The sequence below is a fragment of the Paraburkholderia sp. SIMBA_030 genome (genome assembly GCF_046535245.1).
GTDB lineage: Bacteria > Pseudomonadota > Gammaproteobacteria > Burkholderiales > Burkholderiaceae > Paraburkholderia.
On record NZ_JAWRXB010001831.1, the window covers coordinates 1 to 229 of the forward strand.

General features: G+C 45.9%; 1 protein-coding gene. It reads left to right on the forward strand.

Annotated elements, in window-relative coordinates; all coding sequences use genetic code 11:
• On the forward strand, positions 1–229 hold a 229-nt coding region (locus SB772_RS46305), incomplete at both ends, for a YbaN family protein (RefSeq protein ID WP_410839305.1).

Below are 229 nucleotides of genomic sequence, written 5' to 3' on the forward strand. Positions count from 1 at the left end.
TCTTGCTAGCAGCAGGCTGCTGGGCACGCAGTTCTCGACGCTTTCATTTTTGGCTGATTAATCATAAATATTTTGGTAAATTCGTCCGTGATTGGGAGGAGAATCATGCCGTTCCGCTTTATGCCAAGTGTTTAGCGACGATTATGATGGCAGCATCGACAATTATGTTATTTTATCGTTTGCCTGTCGATATGATGTGGATGGCATGGGCGGTAGCCGCTGTCTGTAG